Annotated in this window: 15 protein-coding genes; 12 read left to right on the top strand and 3 right to left on the bottom strand. The window is 66.9% G+C overall.

Going from position 1 to position 15,835, the window contains the following annotated elements; genetic code table 11:
- Positions 1-869 precede the first annotated feature (869 nt).
- Positions 870-1,082, top strand: a complete 213-nt coding sequence (gene rpsU, locus DIE12_RS09035) for a 30S ribosomal protein S21 (RefSeq protein ID WP_006401410.1) — start codon at positions 870-872, stop codon at positions 1,080-1,082.
- 301 nt (positions 1,083-1,383) lie between these two features.
- Here rpsU and DIE12_RS09030 read toward each other — a convergent pair whose 3' ends face one another.
- Entirely contained in the window at positions 1,384-1,989 is a 606-nt protein-coding gene (locus DIE12_RS09030) for a DNA-3-methyladenine glycosylase I (protein ID WP_124520471.1), read from the bottom strand.
- A gap of 141 nt (positions 1,990-2,130) precedes the next feature.
- Here DIE12_RS09030 and DIE12_RS09025 point away from each other — a divergent pair, with 141 nt between their 5' ends.
- Both DIE12_RS09025 and DIE12_RS09020 read left to right on the top strand, forming a co-directional pair.
- Positions 2,131-3,012 carry a BadF/BadG/BcrA/BcrD ATPase family protein gene (locus DIE12_RS09025; RefSeq protein WP_124520472.1) on the top strand — a complete coding sequence of 294 codons (882 nt, stop codon included), beginning with the start codon at positions 2,131-2,133 and terminating at the stop codon, positions 3,010-3,012.
- A 292-nt stretch (positions 3,013-3,304) separates the two neighbouring features.
- On the top strand, positions 3,305-4,138 hold the full coding sequence (locus tag DIE12_RS09020; RefSeq protein WP_124520473.1) for a Cof-type HAD-IIB family hydrolase: 834 nt from the start codon (positions 3,305-3,307) through the stop codon (positions 4,136-4,138).
- Between the two features lie 105 nt (positions 4,139-4,243).
- Here the strand turns inward: DIE12_RS09020 and aqpZ are convergent, their stop codons facing one another.
- Positions 4,244-4,984 carry an aquaporin Z gene (aqpZ, locus tag DIE12_RS09015; protein ID WP_044849180.1) on the bottom strand — a complete coding sequence of 247 codons (741 nt, stop codon included), beginning with the start codon at positions 4,982-4,984 and terminating at the stop codon, positions 4,244-4,246.
- A 298-nt stretch (positions 4,985-5,282) separates the two neighbouring features.
- On the opposite strand from aqpZ, the gene DIE12_RS09010 reads away from it, so the two are divergent.
- The gene (locus DIE12_RS09010) at positions 5,283-5,579 is read left to right on the top strand and encodes an H-NS histone family protein (RefSeq protein WP_006489320.1); all 297 of its coding nucleotides are present in this window, start codon (positions 5,283-5,285) and stop codon (positions 5,577-5,579) included.
- 107 nt (positions 5,580-5,686) lie between these two features.
- Here DIE12_RS09010 and DIE12_RS09005 read toward each other — a convergent pair whose 3' ends face one another.
- Positions 5,687-6,751 carry a glycosyltransferase family 4 protein gene (locus DIE12_RS09005; protein WP_044849179.1) on the bottom strand — a complete coding sequence of 355 codons (1,065 nt, stop codon included), beginning with the start codon at positions 6,749-6,751 and terminating at the stop codon, positions 5,687-5,689.
- A gap of 665 nt (positions 6,752-7,416) precedes the next feature.
- On the opposite strand from DIE12_RS09005, the gene flhD reads away from it, so the two are divergent.
- The 8 genes from flhD (at position 7,417) to DIE12_RS08960 (ending at position 15,835) form a co-directional block, all read left to right on the top strand.
- Positions 7,417-7,737, top strand: a complete 321-nt coding sequence (gene flhD / locus DIE12_RS08995; RefSeq protein ID WP_014895554.1) for a flagellar transcriptional regulator FlhD — start codon at positions 7,417-7,419, stop codon at positions 7,735-7,737.
- A 94-nt stretch (positions 7,738-7,831) separates the two neighbouring features.
- On the top strand, positions 7,832-8,386 hold the full coding sequence (gene flhC, locus DIE12_RS08990) for a flagellar transcriptional regulator FlhC (protein WP_124520474.1): 555 nt from the start codon (positions 7,832-7,834) through the stop codon (positions 8,384-8,386).
- A 200-nt stretch (positions 8,387-8,586) separates the two neighbouring features.
- Positions 8,587-9,447 carry a flagellar motor stator protein MotA gene (gene motA / locus DIE12_RS08985; protein ID WP_124486860.1) on the top strand — a complete coding sequence of 287 codons (861 nt, stop codon included), beginning with the start codon at positions 8,587-8,589 and terminating at the stop codon, positions 9,445-9,447.
- A gap of 13 nt (positions 9,448-9,460) precedes the next feature.
- Positions 9,461-10,480 carry a flagellar motor protein MotB gene (gene motB / locus DIE12_RS08980; protein ID WP_044849176.1) on the top strand — a complete coding sequence of 340 codons (1,020 nt, stop codon included), beginning with the start codon at positions 9,461-9,463 and terminating at the stop codon, positions 10,478-10,480.
- Between the two features lie 107 nt (positions 10,481-10,587).
- Positions 10,588-10,965 carry a response regulator gene (locus DIE12_RS08975; RefSeq protein WP_044849175.1) on the top strand — a complete coding sequence of 126 codons (378 nt, stop codon included), beginning with the start codon at positions 10,588-10,590 and terminating at the stop codon, positions 10,963-10,965.
- 33 nt (positions 10,966-10,998) lie between these two features.
- On the top strand, positions 10,999-13,269 hold the full coding sequence (gene cheA, locus DIE12_RS08970; RefSeq protein WP_124520645.1) for a chemotaxis protein CheA: 2,271 nt from the start codon (positions 10,999-11,001) through the stop codon (positions 13,267-13,269).
- Positions 13,270-13,317: 48 nt separating this feature from the next.
- Positions 13,318-13,833, top strand: coding sequence for a chemotaxis protein CheW (gene cheW, locus DIE12_RS08965; protein ID WP_039320139.1), 516 nt, complete (start codon positions 13,318-13,320; stop codon positions 13,831-13,833).
- 37 nt (positions 13,834-13,870) lie between these two features.
- Positions 13,871-15,835, top strand: coding sequence for a methyl-accepting chemotaxis protein (locus DIE12_RS08960; protein WP_124520476.1), 1,965 nt, complete (start codon positions 13,871-13,873; stop codon positions 15,833-15,835).

Here is a 15,835-nt window from a genome sequence, read left to right as displayed (position 1 = left end):
GCATGGCCTCGACGCCTGCGTATGCGCTTTCGTTCGTTCGGTGTGAGGACCTGCGGCGCTCCCACGCGGCAGCCGGTTGACGTACCGACGATGCCGCACCGGACGTGCGGCTGGCCTGTTGAATTCCGCGCGTGGTCCAGCGAGACCCGTGGCAGATTCGGTTTTGACAAGGAATACTGTTGAAGCTGAAGCAATGACTGGACGCGGATCGCGTTCCGGCGAGGTGCGGACATCAACCACATTTTTAGGTTGGGGGCGGTACGGATCGGTTGGGAGATGGCAGGCGGCGCGGTAGTCGCTCGGTTTGCAGCCGGCAGCCGATTTTTTTTGTTGTTAGTAGGTAAGCACGCAAAGCCCTGCTGGTACCAATGGATACGTGCATGCAGTGCCGGCCGCCTCAGAACCAGACCTCGGTGGTTCGAAACCAAATTGGAGGGGGCGCCGAAGATTTGGCTCTATTTTTTATAGTGGGGAAGCACCAGGGGCATTGGGTGCGTTTGGGTAGAGTCTGGCGCGCATTTAAAGGGCCCGAACGGCGCGCGGCAAGGCTGGACGGGCGTTCGAACGCCTGCGATGCGTGATTGCGACGGAAAAGTGGTAAACCGGTAGGCGAAGCTATGTTTACCTGATATCATGGCGGGCTGAATTGAGATTTTCTGTCACGCCTATGCCGTCTCGGCATTCCTGCTGGCAGTCAAACGCGGCGCTGCACGCGGCTTGTGAAGCGTACCCGCGGTGCTTTGTGCCTCTCTTTTCCGGCCTCCGAGGCCGTATTTCCGCTCGTTTCGCCTGTTGTGGGGACGCCCGGATGGCCGGTGCGTGGCGCTTGGCCGCTACGTTTTTGACCGTTTAAGCAATTTAGGAACGACATGACGACGATTCTTCTGAAGGAAAACGAGCCGTTCGAAGTGGCGATTCGCCGCTTTCGCCGTGCTATCGAAAAAAATGGCCTGATCGCTGAACTGCGCGAACGCCAGTCCTACGAAAAGCCGACCGCAGTCCGCAAGCGCAAGAAGGCAGCAGCCGTCAAGCGCCTGCACAAGCGCCTGCGCAGCCAGATGCTGCCGAAGAAGCTCCACTAAGAGCGTTTACGGTTCGCCGCGAAACGGCGGAGCGTGCTTCGATAGAAGCCGCTCCGTCGTTTTGCTTTTCGGGGCCGGAAAAGGTTGCCGATCGTGGCGGAAAAGTGGCCGATCGACTGCCAGACGGTCGAATGGCCGCACGGCCGCACGGCGGTTCCGCCGGCAGCAAACGGGCAAGGCCGCCGACGTGCTCACCGGGAAATCGGCGCCGCGTTCGGGCTCGCCTTGCGCGGATCACCTGGCGGCGCGTGCTGACGTGCCGGTGCGCGCCAAGGCGACCGGCCCGTGAGCTTCGTCGCCGTCAGCCCGCCTTGCGGCGCCGTGCCGGCTGCTGCTTGCCGCCGAGCGCCGCGCATTGGGCGTGACACGGGCAACTGGTCTCATGGTCGTTGACCATCCCGGTCGCCTGCATCAGCGCATAGCAGATCGTCGAGCCGACGAACTTGCAGCCGTACTCCTTCAGCGCCTTGCTGAGCGCATCCGACTGGGCAGTCGACGCGGGCGCGTCGCGATACGACTGCCACGCGTTCTGGACCGGCGTGTGGTCGACGAACGACCACAGGAATTGCGCGAGCGATCCGTGATCCTCGCGAATGCGCTGCACGGCCCGTGCATTGGTCACCGCGGATTCGACCTTCGCGCGATTGCGGACGATGCCGGGGTTCTCGAGCAGTTTCTCGATGCGCTTCGGCGTGAAGCGCGCGACCGCGTCGACATCGAAGTCGGCGAACGCCTCGCGGTAGCCGGCGCGCATGTTCAGGATCGTCGACCACGACAGTCCCGCCTGCGCGCCTTCCAGAATCAGCATCTCGAACAGATGGCGATCGTCATGCGACGGCACGCCCCACTCGGTATCGTGATAGTGAGCATCCGCTTCCGTCTTTACCCAGTTGCACCGCTGCGACATCGCCGGCCTCGTTCCAGTGTCGATTCGATCGTGCCAGCATAGCGGAAGGCCCATTCACGGTATAGCTGGCCGAACGGCAGATGGGCGCGCGGCACCGATCCGGTTAAGCTTGGCGCCTGTTCGAATCAGCAGGATCAACGCATGACGGCATTCCTTTTTGCGATCGGCATCGACGGCGGCGGCACGGGCACCCGCGCGGTACTCGCCGACCGGCACGGGCGCGAACTCGCGCAGGGGCGCGGCGGCCCGTCGGGGCTCGGCCTCGGCATCGAGCGCGCGTGGGCATCGATCGGCGCGGCCTGTGCCGACGCATTCACGCGGGCGGGGCTCGCGTTCGACTGGTCGCAGTGCGCGCTCGGCTGCGGGCTCGCGGGCGTCAACAATGCCGCGTGGCTCGCCGCGTTCCGCGCGCAGGCGCCGCTCGACGCGCTGGCGATCGAGAGCGACGCCTATACGACCGTCGTCGGCGCGCACGGCGGTGCGCCGGGGCTCATCGTCGCGCTCGGTACGGGCAGCATCGCGGCGGCGCTCGACGCCGCGGGCGACTGCCGCATCGCGGGCGGCTTCGGCTTTCCGTCCGGCGATGAGGCGAGCGGCGCGTGGCTCGGCATGCGCGCGCTCGCGTACGCGCAGCAGGCGCTCGACGGCCGCGTGCCGCGTGACGCGTTTGCCGGCGCGCTGCTCGCGGAAACGGGCGCGCACGATCGCGACGCGCTCGTCCAGTGGTCGTGCGATGCGAACCAGACGATCTACGCGCGCCTCGCGCCGATCGTGTTCGCGCACCGCGACCATTCTTATGCGGCGGCGCTGATCGCGCAGGCCGGCGACGAGATCGGCAAGATGATCGACGCGCTCGATCCGCAGCAGGCGCTGCCGGTCGCGCTGTGCGGCGGGCTGGCCGACGCGCTGGCCCCGGCCGTGCCGGCACGCCATGCGGCGCGGCTGCGCGCGCCGCTCGACGATTCCGCGCACGGCGCGTTGCGGCTCGCGCTGCAGGCGTTGAGGGCGGCTGAAGCAGGGTGAGAGGGGCGCGTGGGCGGCGTGCGATGAGTGGGTTGAGCCGGCCGGGCGGACCGATCGGGTAAAGCGACGGACGGGCACGTTGAGCGGGCAAACTGGACCGAGCGACCGAGCGGACCGAGCGGACCGAGCGAACCGAGCGAACAGCCTGCCCCAGCCGAACCAGCGACGCACCGAAACCCGAACGGCCTGAAACCCGCCCCCATTTCCCAGCCACCCGGCGCGCCCCCGGGCACGACGTTAAAATGGCGGCTCCGCAGCGTCCTGCGCGCCACTCCCCCATCCCCCATCCCCCATGTACAAAGTCATCGCCACCGATCTCGACGGCACCCTGCTGAACAGCGACCACCAGCTCGATCCGTACACGATCGAGACCGTCCGCCGGCTCGACCGCGACGGCCTGCAGTTCGTGATCGCGACGGGGCGTCACTATGCGGACGTCGCCGGCATCCGCGACGTGCTGGGCATCCGGCCGTACCTGATCACGTCGAACGGCGCGCGTGTGCATGCGCCGGACGACACGGCGATCCATGCGCAGGACATCGATCCCGCGATCGTCCGCGGCCTTGTGCAGCCGGGCGTGACCGGTGCGCACGGGCGCGTGATCGTCAACCTGTTCACCGACCGCGGCTGGCTGATCGACCGCGACGCGCCGCACCTGCTCGAATTCCACCAGGATTCGGGCTTCCGATACGACGTGATCGACATGGCCGCGCACGACGGCGCCGACATCGCGAAGGTGCTGTACATCGGCGAGCCGGCCGATCTGGCGGTGGTTGCAGAGCAGATGCGCGTGCGGTTCGGCGATGCGCTGTACGTCACGTACTCGCTGCCCGACTGTCTCGAAGTGATGACCGCCAACGTGTCGAAGGGCCGCGCGCTGCGTACGGTGCTCGCGCGACTCGGCGTCGACGCCGGCCACTGCATCGCGTTCGGCGACAACATGAACGACATCGACCTGCTCGAAACGGCCGGCCACGCGTTCATGATGAACAACGCGAACCCCGACCTGATCGCGCACCTGCCGCACATCCCTCGGATCGGCAACAACTTCGATGCGGGAGTCGCCCGCCACCTGCGCACGCTGTTCGCGCTGGAAGGCACGCTCGACGGCGTCACCGCTTCCTGAGCGGCCATGAAAAACGGGCGCCAGCGGCGCCCGTTCAAATTACCTGCCTCGATGTTGTTCGACAGCGTGAGGCTCGCTGCTCTGCTCGCGTGACCCCGTAGTGTTTTATTCGCTGGTGCGAGCGGATGCGGGCACGAGGCCGACGGCATCGTCGCGCCCCGCGATCAGCGGGTAGACGATCCCCGCAATTGCCGCGCCGATGATCGGCGCGACCCAGAACAGCCACAGCTGGCCGATCGCCTCGCCGCCCACGAACAGCGCGGGGCCGGTCGAGCGGGCCGGGTTCACCGACGTGTTGGTGACCGGGATCGAGATCAGGTGGATCAACGTCAGGCACAGGCCGATCGCGATCGGCGCAAAGCCGGCCGGCGCGCGCTTGTCGGTGGCGCCGAGAATCACGAACAGGAAGAAGCCCGTCATCACGACTTCGCAGATGAACGCCGCGCCGAGCGAGTAGTGGCCGGGCGAGCGCTCGCCGAAGCCGTTCGTCGCAAAGCCGCTGCCGACGACGTCGAAGCCCGGCTTGCCGGTCGCGATCAGGTACAGCACGAACGCACCGAGCGTCGCGCCGACGACCTGCGCAACGATATACGGCGCGAGATCGCGTGCCGGGAAGCGGCCGGCGACCGTCAGGCCCACGCTGACGGCCGGATTCAGGTGGCAACCCGAAATATGGCCAATCGCGAATGCCATCGTCAGCACGGTCAGGCCGAAGGCGAGCGCGACGCCGGCGAAGCCGATGCCGAGGCCCGGAAAGGCTGCGGCCAGCACGGCGCTTCCGCACCCGCCGAGCACCAGCCAGAACGTGCCGAATACCTCTGCAGCCAGACGCTGAGAAAGATTCATGTAAGGATCCCGTTCAAGTGGGTTGAAGACAAACGGATGACCGGATGATTTATTCCGTCACCCCGAATTGGTCTGGATTATAGGAAATGAATCGGCTGGGTGAGGGTCAACGATTGTTAAATTCGAATGGCTGACGAATGGCTTTTATTAGAATAAGTCCGCATTCTCGATATAGCCGATTCGGTTAAAGATGGCAGCATTAATTTTGAAGGGCAGGGCGGCAGTGCGGATGACGTAACGGGTGTTGGCGTTCCGGCCGGAACTGCCGGCGCCGCATCATGAAAAAGGGAGCCGAAAAATGTCTCAATACGCGAAGCTCAAGGCGCAGATCGCCGATCTGCAGGCCCAGGCGGATGACGTGCGTCGCCAGGAAGTGGCGGCGGTGATCGCCGACGTCCAGCGAATGATTGCCGAATATGGCCTGACGGCCCAGGATCTGGGCTTCGCGGAGCGAGCGCGGCGCGGCCGTCCGCCGAAAAAGGCACCGCTCCCCCCGAAATACCGCGACCCGAAGTCGGGTGCAACCTGGAGCGGGCGCGGCAAGCCGCCGAATTGGATCGTCGGGAAAAACCGCGATCGTTTCCTGATCGAATGAGCGCACAAAAAGAAAGAGCCGCATCGACTGCGGCTCTTTGGCGCCTTTGGGTTTTACGCGCCGATTTCGGCGCGAATTTCACCGAATATTTCTGACGAATTTCGGCGTCACGCGCTCGCGACGCGGCGCAAGGTCGGCCGCTTTGCCGTCGCGCAAAGCGATTCGTAAGTTTCGACATAGCGCCGTGCCATCGCTTTCGAGCTGAAGCGCGTATCGAAGCGCGCGCGGATCGCGTCGCGCGACAGGCTGTCGATCCGGTGCAGCGCACCGACCGCGCCCTGGACGTCCTCGACGATGAAGCCGGTCACGCCGTCCTCGATCACTTCCGGCACCGAGCCGCGGTTGAACGCGACGACCGGCGTGCCGCAGGCCATCGCCTCGATCATCACCAGGCCGAACGGTTCCGGCCAGTCGATCGGGAACAGCAGCGCCTTCGCGCCGGACAGGAACGCCGGCTTCTGCGCCTCGTTGATCTCGCCGATGAATTCGACATGCGCCTCGCCGAGCAGCGGCTCGATCACTTCCTTGAAGTAGTCGGCGTCGGCCTTGTCGACCTTCGCGGCGATCTTCAGCGGCAGCCCGCTTTGCGCGGCGATCCGGATCGCGGTGTCGACCCGCTTTTCGGGGCAGATCCGGCCGAGGAACGCGAGATATTCGGGCTTCACGTCCGGTTGCGGCGTGAGCAGCGTGTCGGGCAGCCCGTGATACACGGTGCCGGCCCACGCGGCCTGCGGCAGCGGCTTGCGCTGGTTGTTCGAGATCGACACGACCGGCGCGTCCGGGAACGCGTCGAACACCGGTTGCAGCTCCGGCAGGTCGAGGCGGCCGTGCAGCGTCGTCACGTACGGCGTGTCGAGGCGCGACATCAGCGGGAACGGCAGGTAGTCGAGGTGGAAGTGCAGCACGTCGAATTCGTGCGCGACACGGGCGACCTGCTCGATCAGGCGCATATGGGGCGCCATCGAGTCGCGAATCGACGGGTCGAGCCGCAGTGCGCGCGGCCATGCCGCCTCGAGACGGGCGGACGTGACGGAGTCGCCGCTCGCGAACAGCGTCACGTCGTGCCCCAGCTCGACGAGCGCCTCGGTGAGGTAGGACACGACACGCTCGGTGCCGCCATAGAGTTTCGGCGGGACAGCTTCGTAAAGCGGCGCGATCTGGGCAATACGCATGGACGTTCTCCGGTGTCGACCAGCGCAAAGCGCTCGAGCGCGCATGCTGGTCCGCTGCAGGGTTGCGGAACTCGCCGACGCACGCTGTCTGCGGTGCGTGGCCGGGTCCGTGGCGGGGTGCGCGGGACGCCGGGCGGCAAGCTGCGGGGCGGGCCGGCGCGGCTCCCGCCGCCGCCCATTTGAGTCCATTATCGATATCGCCTTCAGGGGTTCGACTGTTTTTTCAAACACTTAAGGCTTGTTACACCATGAAATACGCGAAAACCCCGATAAAAAGGGTGCGAAAACATAAAACGAGATAGCCACCACAATTGTTGCGCTATCATGAAAAACCACTATAATTTTTACCGATTCAACTTCCGGCAGCCTTGCCGGATGGCCTTCAGCCGGATTCGTCCCATGCGGACCGCATCGCCGACGCATTCGCGCCCCATTCGCCCCCGCCGTTCGTTCCCTTTCAATTCGCCTTGTCGGAAAAATTCCTACACGGTTTACAGACAATTCCTGCGTGGCGTGCGCCACTTCGCTGATACCGGCATAAATGCCGTTTGGCCAGAATTCGCCCTGTAAGACTATAAACGTGCCGGCAGCGCGTCAGCAGGCGCCCGATCGAGCAAACGTTTTCACAATGAAAGGCCAAAGCAAAAGCTCTTAACGGGGGAATCATGAGCGCCACCAGCGAAATGCTCAGTGAGATCAAAGAGGTCAACCTGTCGTACCTCCTCCTCGCGCAGCGCCTGCTGCGGGAAGACAAGGCGATGGGCATGTTCCGCATGGGAGTTTCCCAGGAACTGGCCGACGTGCTCGCGAACCTCACGCTCGCCCAGACCGTGAAGCTCGCGGCATCGAACCAGATGTTGTGCCGTTTCCGCTTCGACGATCACGCGCTGCTGTCGTCGCTCGCCGACAAAGGCCGCAGCGACGTCGTCACGCATGCGCATTCCGCGATCCTGATGGCCGGCCAGCCGGTCGAAAGCGTCCGCTGATCCCTCCCCGCCTTGCGTTCGTGCCGGCGCGCCGCGTCGGCGGGCGGCGTATTGGCGATTCATCCGAACAACGTCAAGCGGACGGTTATTCACCATGGCAAGCAAAAGCGTCGTGATCGAGGTGAAGGAAATCACCCTCGCCATCGAACTGATCGAACTGGGCGCCAGGCTGCAACTGCTGGAGGCGGAGACGAGCCTGTCGCGCGACCGCCTGATCAAGCTGTACAAGGAACTGAAGGGCGCGTCGCCGCCGAAGGGGATGCTGCCGTTCTCGACCGACTGGTTCATGACGTGGCAGCCGAACATCCACTCGTCGCTGTTCTACAACATCTACCGGTTCATGCAGGACCACGGCCGCTGCGAGCCGATCCAGTCGATCGTGAAGGCGTACCGGCTCTATCTGGAGCACGTGAACCTGTCCGGCGACGAGGCCGCGCTGAGTCTCACGCGCGCGTGGACGCTGGTGCGCTTCTTCGACTCGGGGATGCTGCAGATGACGCCGTGCACGCGCTGCGGCGGCCATTTCGTCGCGCATGCGCATGATCCGCATCAAGGTTTCGTGTGCGGCCTGTGCCAGCCGCCGTCGCGCGCGGGCAAGACCCGCAAGGCGGCCGCCGCACGCGCCGGGCTGGCCACCGCCGCGGCCTGAACGCCGCCGGGCGGGGCCGGGCGGGGCCGGGCGGGAGCCGCACGCCTTCCGCACGCCTGCCGCGCGCCGCGCGAACCGGCCGGGGGCCTGCTGGTAAACACCGCCGCGCGGTCGCGGCGCGACCGCCAAAGTTTTCCTGCCGACTGCCGTAAACCTGATTAACGGCGGTCTCCCCGCCGGTCATTCGTGAGGGACAGGCAGTGCTGATTATCGTGGGAACACTCGTGACACTGTTGTCCGTCTTCGGCGGTTACGCGCTGGCAGGCGGGCATCTGGGCGCATTGGTCCAGCCGCTCGAGATCCTGATGATCGCAGGCGCGGGCGTCGGCGCGTTCATCCTCGGCAACGGCATGAAGACCATCAAGGCGACGCTGCGCGTGCTGCCGACGCTCTTCAAGGGCTCGAAGTACACCAAGGACGTCTACATGGAACTGATGGCGCTCCTGTACGTGCTGCTCGCGAAGGCCCGCAAGGAAGGCACGCTGACGCTCGAGGCCGACATCGACGATCCGGACAAGAGCCCGATCTTCACGCAATACCCGAAGATCCTCGCGGATCGCCACATCGTCGAATTCCTGACCGACTACCTGCGCCTGATGGTGGGCGGCAACATGAACGCGTTCGAGATCGAGAGCCTGATGGACGAGGAAATCGAGACGCACCACGCGGAAGGCGAAGGCCCCGCGCACGCGCTGATGCGCGTCGGCGACGCGATGCCGGCGTTCGGGATCGTCGCGGCGGTGATGGGCGTCGTGCACACGATGGCGTCGGCCGACAAGCCGCCCGCGGTGCTCGGCGCGATGATCGCGCAGGCGCTGGTCGGCACGTTCCTCGGGATCCTGCTGTCGTACGGGCTGATCGGGCCGCTCGCTAGCCTCGCGGAGCAGCGCGTCGCCGAGTCGACCAAGATGTTCCAGTGCATCAAGGTGACGATCCTCGCGAGCCTGAACGGCTATGCGCCGGCGATCGCGGTCGAGTTCGGCCGCAAGGTGCTGTTCTCGACCGAGCGGCCGTCGTTTACCGAGCTCGAAGAGCATGTGCGCCGCGTGAAGGCGAAGTGACGCGGAGCATTCGATGAGCAAGAGCAAGGATCGCGCGATCGTCGTCAAACGGGTGGCCCCGCAGAAGAAGGGCCACCACGGCGGCGCCTGGAAGCTCGCGTATGCGGACTTCATGACCGCGATGATGGCGTTCTTCCTGCTGATGTGGCTGCTGAGCTCGGTCACGCCGGTGCAGCTGAAGGGGATCGCCGAGTACTTCAACACGCCGCTGAAGGCCGCGCTGTTCGGCAGCGGCGATCGCAGCTCGCAGGACTCGAGCATCATCAACGGCGGCGGCCGCGACCTGTCGAGCCTCGATGCCGGCACGCTGCGCCGTACCGACGGCACGACGTCGCTCGCCGATCGCGTCGCGAAGGCCGGCGACGACAGGACGCGCTCGCAGGCGCAGGGCGCACAGGACCGGCTCGAGCAGGCGCGCCTGCACGACCTGCAGATCAAGCTGATGGCGGCGATCGAGGCGAATCCGACGCTGCGCCAGTTCAAGCAGCAGATCCGCATCGATTCGACGCTGATGGGGCTGCGCATCGAGATCGTCGATTCGCAGAAGCGGCCGATGTTCGCGATGTCGAGCGACCACGTCGAGCCGTACATGCGCGACATCCTGCGCGAGATCGGCAAGACGCTGAACGACGTGCCGAACCGGATCATCGTCCAGGGCCACACCGACGCGGTGCCGTACGCGGGCGGCGAGGGCGGCTACAGCAACTGGGAACTGTCGGCCGATCGCGCGAACGCGTCGCGCCGCGAGCTGATCGCGGGCGGCATGGACGAGTCGAAGGTGCTGCGCGTGCTCGGCCTCGCGTCGACGCAGAACCTGAACAAGGCCGATCCGCTCGATCCGGAAAACCGCCGGATCAGCGTGATCGTGCTGAACCGCAAATCCGAAGACGCGCTGATGCGCGACGACACGACGACCACGACGCTGTCGGCCGACGCCGCGGGCTCGAAGCAACTGGCCCAGCAGCTCGACGGCACGGCGCCGGCCGCGCGACCGGTGCTCGCGAGCGCCGTCGCCGTGGTGCCGAAACCCTGACGTTTCCAAGATTTCGAGACGCGTATGAAACAACCTTCACGCTCACTTCGTTCGCTGCCCCCCGAGGGGGCGGTCAGCCACCCTGGAGCGGTCCTGCGGAGCCCGACATGATCCGAACCATTCTCGCCATCGACGACTCCGCGACCATGCGTGCGCTGCTGCAGGCGACGCTTGCGCAGGCCGGCTATGACGTGACGGTGGCGCCGGACGGCGAAGCCGGCTTCGACATGGCGGCCACCGTGCCGTACGACCTGGTGCTGACCGACCAGAACATGCCGCGCAGGAACGGCCTCGAGGTGATCGCCGCGCTGCGCAAGCTGACGGCGTATGCGGACACGCCGATTCTCGTACTGACGACCGAAGGCAGCGATGCGTTCAAGGACGCCGCGCGCGACGCGGGCGCGACCGGCTGGATCGAAAAGCCGATCGACCCGGCCGTGCTGATCGACCTGGTCGCGACGCTGTCCGAGCAGACCGCCTCCTGACATGAACGCGACGAATCCAACCGGTGACCGGGCATGACTCTCGACATCACGCAGTTCTACCAGACCTTTTTCGACGAAGCGGACGAGTTGCTCGCGCAGATGGAGCAACTGCTGTTGAACCTCGACGTCGGCTCGCCGGACCCCGAGGACCTGGCCGCGATCTTCCGCGCCGCGCATTCGATCAAGGGCGGCGCGGCGACGTTCGGCTTTTCCGCGCTGACCGAGACGACCCACATCCTCGAGTCGCTGCTCGACCGCGCGCGCAACCATGAGCTGACGCTGACCAAGGAAATGGTCGACGCGTTCCTCGAGACCAAGGACGTGCTGTCCGACCAGCTGGTCGACTATCGCGCGAGCGCGGAACCGGACGCGGCGGCTGCCGCGACGATCTGCGCGAAGCTCGAACGCCTGAAGGCGGAGAGCGGCGCGGGCGCCCCCGCGGACGTCGCACCTGCCGCGCCTGCCGTGGAGACTGCACCGGCGCCGGCCGCCGCTACCTCCGCCAGCGACCGCGCGCCCGATCACGTGGTCGAACAGGCGGTCGCGGCCGCGCATCCGGCGGCGGCTGCCGGCACGGACGGCCCGCACCTGAAGATCACGCTCCTCGGCGTCGACGCGAAGGACCAGGCGCTGCTCACCGAGGAGCTCGGCAATCTCGGCCGGATCGTCGGCCGCGAGGAAGCGGGCGCCGACCTGACGCTGTGGCTCGAATCGGACGTGCCGTCCGACGACATCGTCGCCGTGTGCTGCTTCGTGATCGACGACAGCCAGATCCGCATCGCGCGCGGCACCGCGCCGGCCGCACCGGCGGCGCCTGCCGCCACGCCGGCCGCCGTCGAACCGGCCGCCGTCGAACCGGTCGCCGCGCCGGAACCGGCCGCGCGGGTCGAGGTCTTCGCGCAAGCCCCCGGTGCCACCCCGGCCGCCGCCGCACCGCAGGCGCAGCCGAGCGCCGCCGCGCAACCGGCGCCGCAACAGGCATCGCAACAGGCATCGCAACAGGCATCGCAACCGCACGCAGAACCCGCCGCGCAGGCTGCCCAGGCTGCCGCGCACCACGACGACAAGCGTCCGCGCCCGGCCGCCGCCGCATCGGGCGCCGAAGGCAGCTCGATCCGCGTCGGCGTCGAGAAGGTCGACCAGCTGATCAACCTGGTCGGCGAGCTCGTGATCACGCAGGCGATGCTCGCGGAAACCGCGAGCGCGTTCGATCCGGCGCTGCACGACCGCCTGTTCAACGGGATGGCGCAGCTCGAGCGCAACGCGCGCGACCTGCAGGAAGCGGTGATGTCGATCCGCATGATGCCGATGGACTACGTGTTCAGCCGCTTCCCGCGGCTCGTGCGCGACCTCGCCGGCAAGCTCGGCAAGCAGGTCGAGCTGGTCACGTTCGGCCAGGCGACCGAGCTGGACAAGAGCCTGATCGAGCGGATCATCGACCCGCTCACGCACCTCGTGCGCAACAGCCTCGACCACGGGATCGAGACGGTCGACAAGCGCGTCGCCGCCGGCAAGGACGGCGTCGGCCAGCTCGTGCTGTCGGCCGCGCATCACGGCGGCAACATCGTGATTGAGGTCAGCGACGACGGCGCGGGCCTGAACCGCGAGCGGATCCTCGCGAAGGCCGCGAAGCAGGGCATGCAGATTTCCGAAAACATCAGCGACGACGAAGTCTGGCAGCTGATCTTCGCGCCGGGCTTCTCGACCGCCGAAACCGTGACCGACGTGTCGGGCCGCGGCGTCGGGATGGACGTCGTGAAGCGCAACATCCAGTCGATGGGCGGCCATGTCGAGATCACGTCGCAGGCCGGTCGCGGCACGACCACGCGGATCGTGCTGCCGCTCACGCTGGCGATCCTCGACGGGATGTCGGTGAAGGTCGGCAGCGAGATCTTCATCCTGCCGCTGAATTTCGTGATGGAGTCGCTGCAGCCGTCGAACGACGACATCTACACGGTCGGCAACGGCGAGCGCGTGGTGCGCGTGCGCGGCGAATACCTGCCGCTCGTCGCGCTGCACGAGGTGTTCTCGGTCGAGGACGCGCGCACCGATCCGACCCAGGGCATCGTCACCATCATGGAAACCGAGGGGCGCCGCTTCGCGATGCTGATCGACGAGCTGGTCGGCCAGCAGCAGGTGGTCGTGAAGAACCTCGAAACCAATTACCGCAAGGTGCACGGCATCTCTGCGGCGACCATTCTCGGCGACGGCAGTGTCGCGCTGATCGTCGACGTCGCGGCGCTGAACCGCGAAACCCGTGCGACGCACGGCGCCCGAGCCGGCGCCGAGCTCGCCATTTTCTGACTCTCGCCATTCAACCGATTGGGGGCAAACGTGTCCGCTGAAGTCCAAATGATCAATCCGGCCGCGGCGAACGCGGCAACCAGCCGCCGCGATGCGGAGCAGGGCGATGCGACGGGCCAGGAATTCCTCGTCTTCACGCTCGGCGACGAGGAGTACGGGATCGACATCCTGAAGGTGCAGGAAATCCGCGGCTACGACAGCGTCACGCGCATCGCGAACGCGCCGGACTTCATCAAGGGCGTGATCAACCTGCGCGGGATCATCGTGCCGATCGTCGACATGCGGATCAAGTTCCATCTCGGCCGCGTCGAGTACGACCACCAGACGGTGGTGATCATCCTGAACGTGTCGAACCGCGTGGTCGGGATGGTGGTCGACGGCGTGTCGGACGTGCTGACGCTGCAGACCGACCAGATCATGCCGGCGCCGGAATTCGGCGCGACGCTGACGACCGAGTACCTCACGGGCCTCGGCACGGTCGACGGCCGGATGCTGATCCTGATGGACATCGAGAAGCTGATGTCGAGCCGGGAAATGGCGCTGATCGAGACGCTCGGCGCGTAAGCGCGCCGCGCGCGCAGGAACTTCGGGAGAATCTGCAATGTTGCATAACTGGTCGATCCGCACGACGCTCACGGCGGTCGGACTCATCCTCGTGGGCCTGGCCGCCGCGGTCGGCGGGCTCGGCCTCTACGCGCTCGATCGCGCGAGCCGCTCGCTCGACGAGATCGCGCACGTCGACTTGCCGGCGATCCATGCGCTCGACGACACGTCGGCGCAGTTGCTGCGCGCGCGCGTGGCGCTCGACCGCTTCCGCACCCTGACCGAAGCCGGCAACACGGCCGAGGCGGGCAAGGTGCTCGACCGCGCGCAGGAGCTGTACGCGAAGTCGAGCCAGAACTGGCAGGCGTTCCAGGCCACGCCGAAGCTCGGCATCGAGCAGGCGCTCGTCGACGAGCTCACCGCACGCTATACGACGATCGTGAAGGAAGGCGTCGAGCCCGAGTTCGCGGCCGCGCGCGCCGGCGACATGGCCGCGTATCACGCGGTCGCCGACACGAAGATCAGCCCGATGTTCGTCGCGTACGACCAGACGGCATCGGCCGTGGTCGCGGCGCTGCAGAAGCGCGCGAACGACCGCCAGACCGCGACGCAATCGCAGATCTCGCTGATGATCGGCCTGATCGCGGCCGGCATCGCGATCGCGTTCGTCGTCGTGATCGCGATCCGCTTCGTGCTGCGCGGGCTGATCGTGAAGCCGCTCGAGGACGCGATCGCGCACTTCGAGCGGATCGCCGGCGGCGACCTCACGCAGCCGGTGAACGTGTTCAGCAACAATGAGATCGGCCGCCTGTTCGGCGGCATCAAGCGGATGCAGGACGCCGTGACGGCGATGGTGCAGGCCGTGCATCGCGGCACCGAATCGATCGACGTCGGCGCGCGCGAGATCTCGACCGGCAACACCGACCTGTCGCAGCGCACCGAGGAGCAGGCCGCGTCGCTGCAGGAAACCGCATCGAGCATGGAGCAGCTGACCGGCACCGTGCGGCAGAACGCGGAGAACGCGCGGCAGGCGAGCCAGCTCGCGGTGAACGCGTCCGACATCGCGACGCAGGGCGGCGAGGTGGTCGGCCAGGTCGTGTCGACGATGCAGGACATCGCGGCCAGCTCGGGCAAGGTCGTCGACATCATCGGCACGATCGAAGGCATCGCATTCCAGACCAACATCCTCGCGCTGAACGCGGCGGTCGAAGCCGCGCGGGCCGGCGAGCAGGGCCGCGGCTTCGCGGTGGTCGCGGGCGAAGTGCGCTCGCTCGCGCAGCGCAGCGCGAGCGCCGCGAAGGAAATCAAGCAGTTGATCGGCGATTCGGCCGAGAAGGTCGACAGCGGGTCGGCGCTCGTCGCGCGGGCCGGCTCGACGATGGACGAGATCGTGCAGGCCGTGCGCCGCGTGACCGACATCATGGGCGAGATCAGCGCCGCGTCGGACGAGCAGTCGACCGGCATCGAGCAGGTCAATCGCGCGGTCGGCCAGATGGATTCCGTCACGCAGCAGAACGCGGCGCTCGTCGAGCAGGCCGCGGCCGCCGCCGCGTCGCTCGAGGAGCAGACGCGCCAGATGAAGGCGGTCGTGTCGGCGTGGCGCGTCGCGGGCGGCATCGCGCTCGCGCCGTCGCGCGGCGCCGCACGCCCGGCCGCGCACGCATCGGCGCCGGCGCTGGCGTCGCCGTCGGAACGCCGCCATGAAACCGCGCCGGCCGCATTGCCGGCACCGCAGGCGGCCGTTCAGCCGGCGCGCCGCGCGTCGCCTGCGCCCGCGTCGCATGCGTCACATGCATCGGCACCGGCCGCGAGCCACGAAACGAAGCGTGCGCCGGACGCCGCCGCACGCACGGCGAAGGAAGCGCCGGCCGCGGGCGGCTACGGCCCGCGTCTCGCGAAGGCGGCCGCCGCACCGGCGCACAAGCCGGCCGACAAGCCCGCGCTGGTGCGTCCGGCGCTGAGCAGCGAGAAGCCGGCGCTGGCCGCGGCCGGCACGTCCGATGACGACTGGGAGACCTTCTAA

Source organism: Burkholderia sp. Bp9015 (assembly GCF_003853505.1).
GTDB lineage: Bacteria > Pseudomonadota > Gammaproteobacteria > Burkholderiales > Burkholderiaceae > Burkholderia.
Note: the sequence above shows the minus strand (reverse complement) of the source record. Positions and strands in the feature narration are given on the sequence as shown.